Source organism: Neosynechococcus sphagnicola sy1 (assembly GCF_000775285.1).
In the GTDB taxonomy this organism is placed as follows: Bacteria; Cyanobacteriota; Cyanobacteriia; order Neosynechococcales; family Neosynechococcaceae; genus Neosynechococcus; species Neosynechococcus sphagnicola.
Map to the genome: position 1 here is coordinate 1 of NZ_JJML01000058.1, position 12,174 is coordinate 12,174.

Below are 12,174 nucleotides of genomic sequence, written 5' to 3' on the forward strand. Positions count from 1 at the left end.
CAGCTTCTGAAGCATCCGAAACATTGTCGTTATGCTGACTCGAACCCCAACTGCTTCGTCTAACAGATCACACAGTTCGCTCAAGGTGGCATCATTATTTGTCTCAACTAAGCCACTCAACACAGCCAGATGCTCAGCACTGAGTTTGCTGGGGGTTTGTTCTGTTCGCTGCTTCGGACGGATAGTCCCGGTCTCTCGATATTGCTTCGTTAGTTTGCGTACAAAGCTGTATGCTACATGAAACTGTTCGGCTAGCTTGCGTTGAGAGGTCTTCCCGTCTATGTATCTCTCAACTATTTTTCTCCGCAAGTCTTCAGAATATGGGCGCACGTTTATCTAGATTAACAGTGGATTCCTATATCTTACCTCGCCAGCCCTACTAGGCTGAAAAACGCTATATTTGTTCTATCTACGTCTTGGTACCCCAGTTTGAGGGTATTGTAAAAGACTACTTGCGTCTTTGTGGTAAAAATCCGCCAGGTGGATACGTAGATTGCGTAAAGCAGCTCAGAACTGTTGTACTTTCAAGAAAAGTAGTTTGCTTTTCTAGGACTATTCTTGATTCAATATTTGATTATCTTGAGGACGGTTCTTTCTGGAAAAAGACTTGGGAAATCCCTGATTCAACATCTTCAATAAATCGTCATGGCGTTGTGCATGGAGCTTTCACAGGTTTTGAAAGCGAAGTGATTTCCATAAAGTATTTGATACTGTTAGATGCGCTATCTTTTGTGATTCTCCACGATAGGATGCTAGCTAATGCATGTTGGTAGTAGAGCAATACTTAGGAGCAACTGGCAGGGCAGCTGTACAAATTTATAATATATTACTTTCCTTCATTGTCAGTGGTTTTCGATTCTACTCTCACTGACGACTTGGGCTGCATAACGTTCCCAATCACCCGCCGCACATGACCTCGAACGCCCACAGACAAACTCTCGTCGGTCGGGTGCATTGGGTTTGTTCTACGGCGATCGCCAACCGTTCTCCAGGTTCCTGGGAAATAACCCGACCTTGCAACACCAGATTTAAGGCAATTTCCAGGTTGGGATTTGGGTGGGATTGTTCTGCCAGCCATTCAGCGGCAGTTTGAATCGGTGGGTGGGTGGGGGATGTCAAAATAGCGATCTCAGGGATTGTGGCTAGCTGACTCCGCATAGGTTACTAGGAATTTACTGAGTAGTGACAGACTATGAAAAAGTCAATAATGGCATCCTTCAGCGGAACTGCATTTGCTGAGAGTGACCAAAGACCATCGATGCCACTCTTAACCTCAACATCCAATCCCTCAAACAATTGATGGGGAATTCCATTCAAGAAAGATGGGGCACTGTTGAGAGGCTTGGAACCACCAGTATCTCCATTGTTAGGGGATTTAAGCGTCACATTCAAGGGAGTCCCTGAGGCGTAGGCTTGAGTATAGGTCTTTGGAGGCTGAGTCCCAGGTTTGATCTCATCCTTAAGATCGAGGAAAAACTCCACTTTGCTTATGGTCAGCTTTTTACTGCGGAACTGGAAGGGGAATCGCTCTTTAGAAAAGTCAAGAATTAATGGTTGGGGATTATTTGGATCTTTTGGATTCAGAAACCGATGCCACTCAGTCGGAAACTCATGTTTGGTACTGAATAGTCTTGCAAGTGGAGCTTTGTCTGCATCCTTGTTTTCATCATTCCGAGCTTTTCTCGCCGCTGCTTTCAGAAGCTCTCCACCCTCGCGGGCAGTGTAGTTTATCTTGATAATCACATCGGAAATTGTGTCGAAGTCAAAGGCATTGCAGTCTTTGGGCATGTCAATTCGCCAACGAGAGATAACACCTGCACCTTCAAAAGGGAGATAGCGCTCGTCCCGGAAGCTGAGTTCAAACATGCCGCTGTCGTTTTGGGCGGTGCTGGTGGCGATCGCCTGCATAGCGGCAAAGTTCGTCACAAAGCGAGGATCATCGTTCTCTAAATCTTCAGCGTAAGCAGTTTGGGCGTTGCTGTTGATGCGGGTCTTGTTGCTTAGTAAGTTGAGCGTGCAGTTGATGCTGGTATAAGGTCCAACGACGCAGGGAATGGTGAGAGTGGCGCTCTTAATGCGGCGCATATAGTGACCGGGATAATCGGTATCAAAGAGTGCTTCCGGGAGTTCCAAGATGCAGGTTCCGGTTTCTTTCAACGCAATTAGTGCCAGTGGATTGTGAAGCATTAGCGAAATGTTTTTGGTGATTTCATATTCGCGTTTGTTTTGATCGTGATAGGCCCTCTCTAACTGCTTAAGTGCAAGATAGAGGTGTTCGCCAGATAACAGTCCTTTTCTGAGGCTATCCCAATAGCCAAACTGGATAAAGTTTGAGTTAGTTACACCTCGCTCAAAGCGGAAGCAGCGTTCGGCTTTCTTTGCCAAGTCGTAAGCAAGCTGATAGCACTGGAAGTAGAGCGTAGAAATTTCCCCTTTCATCCAGCTGTAAAGTTCTTCATTAGTGTACTTATCGCGCAGAAAATCTTCAATCGCTTGAGCATTTTCAATCTGCTGCTCGTGGTTCTTGAGTTCTTGTTCAGTAATAGCAATATGAATATCAGCAGTAGCTAATTGTTTGTCAACTTGCATAATCTCTTTCGCTGCAAGTTTGTTCTGCAAAACCCAATCCTGTTCTCGTATAACTGAAGCATTAATCATGGATGATTTAGTAGCACCATACTCATGAGACATTGCAATCCATTGAGCAATCCGACTAAAGAAGGAGGTTTGTGAAGCGAGATTTGACCCACCAAATGAAATACTACCACCAACTCCAAAAGGCGAAAACTTTGCTCCAAATGTTGGAATAGTACTAAAGGCCGCTCCTAGCGTCTCTAGCCCTGCCGCAGTTTCCTTTTGTGAATTTGCGCTTGTTAAGCTATCTATCTCTTGCTCTTCATAGGTAGTCATCTTAACCCCTTCAGCGCTTGCTAGAGCAGCGTTGCCTGTTGCTGTGGTCTCTTGAATTTGTTCATTTAATACTGGTTCCTTCGGACTATCAGTTCCAAGAAGCGTGAGGTAGTGCAGATATCGTGTAGTCGCAACTTTTCTGGACGACTCTAGTGCTGCCTTTGATGCATTCGCTTCATTAAACTGTTGTAGCTTCGTTTCTTTAACTAGGTTTAGGATTTGCACTTCCTGCCCAGCCCGGATTGCCGCAAGTTCTTCGACATCGCGCTTCTCTAATGCAGAAAGCATGGCTGCTCCGAGAGATCGCACTTCTGCACAGACCTCTAGCGCTTTTTGCAGCATGTAGCTGAAACGGTAGTAGGGCAATGGTGAACTGAGGTCAGATAAAACACTACTTAGGTCTATCCCTTTTGCCGCTGCTTGTACCAGTAATGCCGGATCGATCGGTGGCTCAAATAGGGGTAATTGACGCACAACCCCTTCAATATTCATACAGTGACGAATCTTAAACAAGCGATCGGCTACTGTGTCCCAATAACCCAGTAGTTTGTCGTTTTTGGGGATGCAGAAGTAGAAGGTATCACCAATGCCAAGTAAGCCCGTCGTCTCATTGTTGACTTGGACTGATGACGATACACTTGCGTAGGGAAACTCGTTTTCAATCGGTACTTTTGCATTGCTAAACTCATCAAGTTTGGGGCGTAGCTGAGCATAGGTTTGTGGTTTGGTTTTACCTCGCTTCGGAATATTCTGAGGGCGCGGTCCCAACAAATTGGCTGCCAGGATATACAGTTGAGTTGCTTCATTAATGGCTTCGATCGTGTCACGGCGAAAAAGCTGATCGCCCCAGGCTACCAGGTTATCAATATATTTCATCAACACACTTTTTTGATAGGCAATGAGACGCAATCGGGCAATCCGGTGAGGTTGAAAGGGATGTTGGCCCCAGTCATTCAACTGATCCACCACATTTTGCCGTTCCGGGGAGCCTTTCTTGGTTGGGTCACTCAACAGTGCCAGCATATGGTCGATTCGCAGCTTCTCCACATCCCGAAAAGGCAGCACCTTCCAGTAACGATGAGTCGTTGACTCGTTAGAGTCATCTGTGGGATCAAAAATATAGTGATACCAGCGCATAGCATTGGCAAATCGCTGATTTTGGCTTAACCGAGAAGCCAGCAGCATCGGCGCATGAAAAAAGAGTTCCCAATTGTAGAGCGAGTAGGCACCGCCAAAGGAAAAATCGATATCGTGGCGTGGATAGGGATCGTCCACGTATTTTGTTGGTTTGTAGGCATCCTTAAAGTAAAATCGTTCGCCTTCACTCCCAACAGTTCCTTCGTTGACATTCCAGTAGTGAACGAGTTTATTCCCCTCAGGTACTACAGCTTCAAAATTACCGATAGTGCCAAAGTGACCATGAGTAATACATCCTGACCCACTGGCATGGGTTGTAATTACCTGCCCCCGCCTCCATGGACTACCGATGTCTGAGTTATCTTTCCAATAATGAACCAATTGCCAAGGAAGCTGATCTGGATGACCTTCACAAGCAACCACTTCAAAATTGCCATGAAATTGACTGTCACGGACACGACTCTGAACAATCCATCCAGAACTAGTTGCAGTATCCGTGATAACTTTACCCCGATTCCAGATATTTTTGGCATTGTCTTTCCAGTAATGAACGAGCTGACTGCCCTCCAAAGCTATAACCTCGAAATTGCCATTCTGACCCGATGTAAAACTACTTTGAATGATACAACCTGGTCCCGTTGCTTGAGCGGTAATTTCTCCTTGCTTAATCCACTGTCCGTTCGCATACTGGTAATGAACAAGCGCGCTACCTTCAGGAACAACTACTTCCAGACAATTTCGGTTTGCAACTTTGAAGCTGCTTTCAATAATGGAACCCGAACCCGTCGCGCTACTAGTCACGAGTCCCTGAAGCACCCAAGGATTGTTGGAATTGGAGTTATCACGGCTGTAGTGGCGGAGGTTGCTACCCTCTAGCACAACAACTTCAAAGTTTCCAGGGCGAATTACTCCGGGTTCATGAATTAGCCTTCCGGAAAGCCGTTCAGTGATACATCCTGACCCTGTCGCTTGACTGGTAATAACCTGCGGTGACTTTTGCCAGGGCTTAGTTACATCTGAACTGTCGTGGGAGTAATGCCGAAGTTCGTTACCTTCCAGAATGACAGATTCCAGATTACCAGGACGTGCGGGTTGTGAGCCAACCTGAAATAGTTGACCAAAACCACCCTCAATTATGCAGGCAGAACCTGTAGTAGCGGTTGAAATGAGGTAGCCAGATTTCCAGGGGGAGTGGAGATAGGGATTGCCTAGGGTCTGATTATAGAGATTGAGTAGACCGGAAATACCCTGACGATTTAGCCCTTTGATAAACTCTGCAACGTAGGGATGAAAAAACGGCTCAAACTTGAGATTAATCGCTGTGGATGTATTTAGATATGTCGCAATACCGCTGAGATGGCTTAACTCAAGTGATGCCTTTGTGATTTTGAGGTTAGTCATACTTTTAATGCTCCTGAAAAACCGATTTTATTTCGGGAAGAATAGGACATGTATAGCTTTCAATCTGGGTCATATTCCAATTCCAGATTGATTGGCGATCATGCTAATTTTCTGAGTAAATACATGCTGCTCAGCCGTGACCCAGGGATTTGCCACTACCTTTTCCATCACTGAGTCAGGAGCAGGTCTGCCTAAATCGCGGCGAACATCGTAATCCTTATAAGAAACTTTATCAGAAACTCCAGGTATAACTTTTCCCGGATTTTCAACTTGGTTAACAATCCACTCATAGTATTCTCTGACTCGGACAAAATAACTATTCTGTAAGTCATGATAAAAGAATCGTGTCCTCGAAGCCTTTGCATTCTGTTGATTCAAGGGAAAAATGTGATAGCCAGGTGTTTTTTCTAGAGCAGGTTGACCTTTATAATCTGGAGCGGATGCAAACCCTAACTTGTCATGCCCAGCGTATTCCATGAAATGACTGGTTGCTAGCCAAAATATTTCTCCTTTTCCGCCTGGAACTGGAGAACTTGTCATGCTCATCGGCCAAAGCTTTTCAATTAATTCAGTATTTTTAGTTTTATCGTTGCTCCAACTAACTTTGCCGTGAACATCTTCAAGCGTAAATCTTCCCTTTAAATCTCCTGACACAAAAATAGGTAATTCAAGACTGTTGAGTTGTGAGATGAGCGATTTCATCTGAAAACTAGCGGGCGATATAAGTCCATATGTAGTGAAATCTTCGGAAATCTGCTTTGGTGTCCATTTACCCTGAACATATTGGCTCCAAGCCAAATTAATCTGCCAGTACTTCTCCGCTTGGGGTGGAAGACTTGTGCTTGCATTAGTATTAATTGTGATAGAAGTTGCAGGCGTGACTTTGGCTTTTGAGGTGAAAATAAGCCAGAATAGATATAAGCGGCGGTTCCACACCACTGGTAACAAATGAATCCCATCTGATTGCTTCTCATCGCTGCCCTGAACTCCATGAATATCTAGTTCTGCTTTCTCCCAAGGTGTCCAAACTTGGTTATCAACCAGACGGCGATAATAGTAGCTGCGAGTCATGCCCCCCTTCGTGCGAGCAAAGACATGAAGGAGGCTCTTGAAGTTTTCGGCACTGTCAAAATTGTCCTGAAAATACATCCCACAGACTTCCAGATTTGCCACCTGATCGAGCTTATATAGATAGTTCAGCAGTGCCTTTTCAGCCACTTCATCTGTGACATCATTTTGCAGTAATTCTGATTCCAGTTCTTTGAAGAAAGGGCTCTTGTCATCCCGCAATTCTGGCTCGATCCAGTTTTCAGGATACAAGAAAACTTTGCGGTTGGCTTCCCAAACGCGGTAGTTTTTTGTCCACTCCCAGCGATTTACATCAATCTGGCTAGGACGCACTCCCGGCACCAGATTGAGCAAACACTGTTGTACAAATAGTTGTACAGAAGAAATTGCCTGTTTGATGCGTGACGTAAGCATACAGGCAGACATCTCTACATCGATCAGGAAATACTCAAACAATCGATTGGCATCTGTGACGTTTGCCTGCCGAATTGCTGGTAACGTTAGAACATAAGCAACCAGTGCTGATTTTTGGCTTTCTCGTAGCTTGTCACTCAAGGGCTTTGCCACTGTTAGCCAAGTCTCTTCATCGTACTTGGCTTTAACCGTATTTTTAATGTCCTGAGCTTGTACTGAATCAGGGGCTTGGGTTGCCCAGCTAAACAATTTTGCGGCAGAGATGCCTAACTGTTGACTCAGATTTGTACAGTTTTGGAGCTTGAGTAACCATTGTTCGTCTTTGAAATCAGCCAGCGTCAAATTAAAGCCTTGGGGACTGATTAAATAATCAATCTCCTTCACATTCCATCCAGTTGCTGTCGCTAGTAGCAAAGTCAGAATTTGTAGACCACTCAGTTTAGCCAGTACGTTGATGAAATGTGTCAGTGATTGGCTAGCATCGCCAATCAAAGTTTTAATCGCTGTTTTACTGAGACCCGACCAGTCACGCAGCAGAATCTGTTTCATTGCCGCTTCAGACACCCCTAGCCAACTACTGAGCAGGCTGATGAGGTCAGTATTTTGATTGCTAATGATGGTCGACTGCTTAAGTAACTCCAGACTAAGCTGGGTTTTGTCTGCGCTGGTTGCCGCAAAGGAAAAGACATCCATCAAACCGATTTCTCCTTCTGGCAAGCTTTCTCGCAAAGCAAAGAGATTGGCTAAGCGTAACCACTGGTCAAACAAGGCAGCTTTACCTCTCGATGGATCAAGCGGTAATGTGTTGAGGTTGAAAGGTACATTTTTGTTGACATCGGCAGGGGCGGTAGGATCTTTGCCAGCAAAGTCATCTGCATGGTTGGAAAGATAAACTAACTCTTTAGCAGTAATTTTGAATGCGTTAACCAATAGGGCAATCTTATGCAGAAGTGCATAGGATTGCAGTGGCAAATCAAAACTTGTAAAGGTTTTACCAGAAAAAAAGCTGACTTTGTGGGATTGCAGCTTTGGGAGTCGAAACGCTGCTCCATTGCAGTTCAGCGATCGCCTCAACATTCGCATTTGTCCTGGCATACTCTACCTTGATGTCATAAAGTTGTCCTTCTTTCAGAGCAAGAGTGCTTTGATCAGCGATCGCTTGGTTATCAATCCAGAGCTGAAGATTACCAGTGGCACGTGTGTAAAAAGTATAGGTTTCGCTGGATGGTGCCAGCAATTTTCCAGTCCAGCGAATGCTGAAAATGGGTTGAGTAATCAATGGATGAGGAGGATTTTGACCCCCAGTTAAAACTGACCGTTGAGTCAACGAGATTGACAGCAGCAGGATCTGTAAACGTAGCATTGTTGAAATAGGTTGCCGCCAGCCCATCTCCCAGCAATGCCAAAAAATCTGCGATCGCTGGTTGGCTGGCATCGGTGTAAGCTTTCAGAATCGATTCCAGCAATACCTGCGTTACTTCACCGTCTAGCTTTAAGCTGTCACTCAAGGTCTGTTTCACCAGACTGCGACTCAGTTTGTCACGCAGGTAGGGAAGTAGACGCTCCAGCAGGTAAGCGAACTTTTGGGAGACTACTGCTGAATCGGACTTTCCTTCAGTGTTGACCGATGAGGTCAATAACTGAGTGCTTGCATCCCCTGGGTTCAAAAAATCAGCCAGACTCCTGGCAATGAACGATGCAGACACTTGAATAAAATCTGTTGACTTCTGCCGTAACTGATTCACTGCAGATCTGTAGTCCAGATCATTCGAGGCGTTAATCAGATCAGCTTGCTCGGTTGGTGTCATTAAGCCAGCAAAGGTGAGTTTTTTCGCTGTCTGGTCATAGCCAATTTTGGGTTGAACTCCCACAGGAAAAGCAATTCCGGCAGGGAGTTGGGCGAGCGGAGCGGCATAGGTTGCAGAAGTGCTCAAAATCATCTGAACAGTCTGATCGGCGATCGCAGGCTCAAATAAACTAGCCAGCTTTGAACGGGCCAATTCACCGATTGGATCGGGCACTAGTTGATTCTCTTGGGCGGTCTCTTGCAATCCCGCCTGTAATGTTTTCACGAGCAATGTCACGGCAGACGGTTGAGGTGCCAGATTAGACGATGACTCCCAGATATGCCTATAGAGATAATTAAGTTGGGCGATCGAGAATCCAGATATCTTAATCTGATGCACAATAGCAACAAAAATGGCGGTTGCTGCGGGTTCACTCGCTGGGAATGGATCACGTCCTGTCAAGGATTTGAGTGTGATTAAGTCTTTGATCTTGAGCTTTAGTGCCTTTGCTAACACCGTGTATCGATAAAGCTTAGAGACATTTTCTAGTGTCAGATGATCGTCCGGTAAGTTGACATCCGTGTAAATTAAATCCAGGTCTACGGCACTGATTTGAAATGCTGCCAATAGACTGGGGATGTGATCGGCAATCATCTGACTGCCATCTAGAACTGAGCCATCAGGCTTGGGCTTAAAGGCATCATCTTGTTTTAAAATGGCACGATTTAAAAAAAGCTTCTTGTAAAGGGAATTCTCACCCTGAGTCCCGATATTTGCCCAGAGACTTGCTAGCTTGATAAGGGGTGTATTCAAATTAATTTGAAGTTTTTTAGTTTCTGCCAACTTTTGAATCCCCACTTCATCGATAGTATCGACGTATCCCAAAGATCTCAGTGTTGTATCAAGTTCTGGCATAGTCCAACCGAGTTTACGCCACAATCGGATAAACCGCTGTATCTTCCAGGCATCTTGATCATCTAAGAAGTTGCCGTCAAGGTATTGAATCAGAGTTTTGTCCAGATCGCAGTCAGAAGTACTGGAGTAGAGAACGATCGCCCTTAAAGATTGCTCAATCAGTTGTCTAACATCATCCACACTCCAGCCAGCTTGCGTTAACTTGCTCTGAAGTATTGGGCTAAGGTTTGCAAAATTGTTTAGTATGAGATCTTGGACTTCTTTATAAGTAATCTCAGCACTTTCTAGTTTTGTGAGTGCCTGTTGACTGGGATTGATATAAAAAGTCTTGAGTAGATTAACTAGTTCGACATAGCTCAATCCAGTTCGATGTAAAAACTCTGGTACACTTGCGAACAATGCACCTGTAGCATCTGGCTTAAAGGTGACGAGAACTACCCAATCATCAGCATCAACAATGCCGTCTACTGTTAAACCATTTTTTCTGTTGAAACGCTTGAACTGCTGTTTGAGTGACGGCATCATAGGTACCGCTCAACGTCAATTGAGGATTTGCCCCGTCAGTATTCAACTTAGCTTGTAGCAGAATGACAGCGATCCCTTTTGCGTTGAGTTGTAATGTGGGAGTCAGCGTAGCATCTTCAAACCCATACAGGCGATTGACAGAAATGGTTGAAGGAGAGCCATCAAACTGTTTACTTGTAAGGATCTCAAATTCTTTGGCAGAAATACTCAACGATTCACTGGCGGCTACCAACTTCTTGATTGAACTGGTATTAAATGCCTCCACAATCGCAAAGCGACTGGAGCCTAGATGTTCCAAATACACTCGTACAATTTCCAGGAAGCGATCGAATGGCAGATTGTAGGGAAAAACTGCATTTTGTAGGTTGGTATAAGCAGTATCTTCAACATATTGAGGATTGGCACTCAGTTCCTCGGCAGTGCTATCTCCCGTATCTTTAGCTGTTGTTTCATCCAGCTTACCGAAGGCTACATAGCTTTCTAGCACTTCGTTAACCAGGTCAATGTAGGGAATGGGGGTGTTGGTGTTCTCACAGGTCAACGGAATATGAGGCAGGTCGGGACGTTTACCAACGATGCCTTTATCTGGATTGCCAATCAAATAATCCAACGGGGTTGGTTTTGCAGATTTCCTGGGCACGTCAAGGAATTGCAGCAGATCTACAAAATAGGCAGCAGGACTGTAGACCGATTGACAATGTTTACAATCACAGAAATCCAGGCTGCCAAACAGGGATGCCCAGTTGGGCACTTCTTTCAGCCCCTCGCCAACAACCATTGGATGGGCACCCGTAGCAGATTGATAAGCCATCAGTGCTAGGTGCAAACTGGTAGCGCTAGCAGCCATTGCTCGTTGATGCATTAATTCCAGTTCAGGCGCATTGATTTTGTCTCCTAGTTCTTCTTGCAACGCTCGGAAGGGCATCTGAGCCAGATCGTTAGCTGAGTTTAAGTTGCTCTCCATCAACACTTGAAACGTTTCAGGGCTAGTGCTGACGTGGAATAACCGTTGAGTCCGCTTGACTTGCGCTGTGATCTTCTGCTTCTCTTCGCTGGCTATATCGCCAAATATGAGGTTGTCGTATTTGTTTAAGAAGTTATCGATGTGGGTGCTGCGAATATCAAACTCTTCACCAATCGGAACAATACTGCTATCGGTTGAACGGTTAAAGAACTGTGCAACCGATGTAGCTGCGACATTATTGAAATGAACATCAGGCACTTTTGCAACAACATGTGCAACGGTTTCCGTGGGGAAAGCACCTTGGAGTAAACCAACAATGCTGTTAGAATATAGTGCTAGCTTCTCTTCCGGTGTCTCACCTGGAAAACCCTGGGGAATATTGTTTGCAGTTTGCTGAATGAGATTTACCAACTCCTCTGGTCTCACTCGTGCCATGCTGCGGGTAGACGGATATTGCGCTTGTATGGCACTCATCAGAGGCAGGTTGCCTTGAGTCAACGTATTCAGTTGGAAGGAAAGCTGGACTTTTTCAACCTTTCCTGCTTCCTGAAACTCAGGAAGTAACCTTAAATTTGTCCAATATTGCTCAATTTCCCCTTCATGGTTAGCAAATTGGCTCATCAGGGTTTGCTGTTGCTCGACGACAGGGAGAATTGGCGCGAGAATTTGAGTCAGGGCTGGGTTACCTTCAGCCGCAGGAGTATTTAAGATCTGATCTATGGAGATGCGATGGATCAGATCTACCGTGCGATTGAGTTCCTCGTCTGATACAAAGGCGGGAATGATATTGACATCTTGGCTACTGGCTTGTTTGAGTCCGTTTTGCAAGTTGGTGATGCTGGCGCGAGCAAGTCCGACCAGATCGATTAACCTTTGAGTTCGGGCTAAACCATAAAACACTTGGGGTTGCAGATCTTGACGAAAAGGATCGGTAGCTAGTTTGAAGGCAGCAACGATGAACTCGATTTTCTCTTGTTCAATCCCTGTCTCACGAGCAACAAAGGTAATATCGCGAAATCTTGCTTCATCAAGATCTTTCGGATTTCTCTGGAG

Annotated in this window: 8 protein-coding genes; 1 reads left to right on the forward strand and 7 read right to left on the reverse strand. The window is 45.2% G+C overall.

Annotation, left to right across the window (positions count from 1 at the left end):
• Nucleotides 1-330, reverse strand: a 330-nt coding sequence (locus tag DO97_RS30375; protein ID WP_036535292.1) for a helix-turn-helix domain-containing protein, incomplete at its 3' end; no start/stop codon positions are given.
• A gap of 86 nt (nucleotides 331-416) precedes the next feature.
• On the opposite strand from DO97_RS30375, the gene DO97_RS24505 reads away from it, so the two are divergent.
• The gene (locus tag DO97_RS24505) at nucleotides 417-773 is read left to right on the forward strand and encodes a hypothetical protein (protein ID WP_162183025.1); all 357 of its coding nucleotides are present in this window, start codon (nucleotides 417-419) and stop codon (nucleotides 771-773) included.
• A 124-nt stretch (nucleotides 774-897) separates the two neighbouring features.
• Here the strand turns inward: DO97_RS24505 and DO97_RS17975 are convergent, their stop codons facing one another.
• The 6 genes from DO97_RS17975 to DO97_RS17995 all read right to left on the reverse strand — a co-directional run.
• On the reverse strand, nucleotides 898-1,158 hold the full coding sequence (locus tag DO97_RS17975) for a hypothetical protein (protein ID WP_156120650.1): 261 nt from the start codon (nucleotides 1,156-1,158) through the stop codon (nucleotides 898-900).
• A gap of 6 nt (nucleotides 1,159-1,164) precedes the next feature.
• On the reverse strand, nucleotides 1,165-5,448 hold the full coding sequence (locus tag DO97_RS17980; RefSeq protein WP_052128927.1) for a Tc toxin subunit A-related protein: 4,284 nt from the start codon (nucleotides 5,446-5,448) through the stop codon (nucleotides 1,165-1,167).
• Nucleotides 5,449-5,517: 69 nt separating this feature from the next.
• Complete coding sequence (locus DO97_RS17985; RefSeq protein WP_162183026.1) at nucleotides 5,518-8,007, reverse strand: neuraminidase-like domain-containing protein; 2,490 nt, start codon at nucleotides 8,005-8,007, stop codon at nucleotides 5,518-5,520.
• Nucleotides 7,922-8,209: a PA14 domain-containing protein gene (locus DO97_RS30380; RefSeq protein WP_072016501.1), complete on the reverse strand. Its 288-nt coding sequence runs from the start codon at nucleotides 8,207-8,209 to the stop codon at nucleotides 7,922-7,924. Before DO97_RS30380 ends, DO97_RS17985 begins: the two co-directional genes overlap by 86 nt.
• Entirely contained in the window at nucleotides 8,115-9,812 is a 1,698-nt protein-coding gene (locus DO97_RS24515; protein WP_162183027.1) for a hypothetical protein, read from the reverse strand. The genes DO97_RS30380 and DO97_RS24515 overlap by 95 nt, the downstream gene beginning before the upstream one ends.
• Nucleotides 9,813-10,083: 271 nt before the next feature.
• Nucleotides 10,084-12,174, reverse strand: a 2,091-nt coding sequence (locus DO97_RS17995; RefSeq protein ID WP_036536133.1) for a Tc toxin subunit A, incomplete at its 5' end; no start/stop codon positions are given.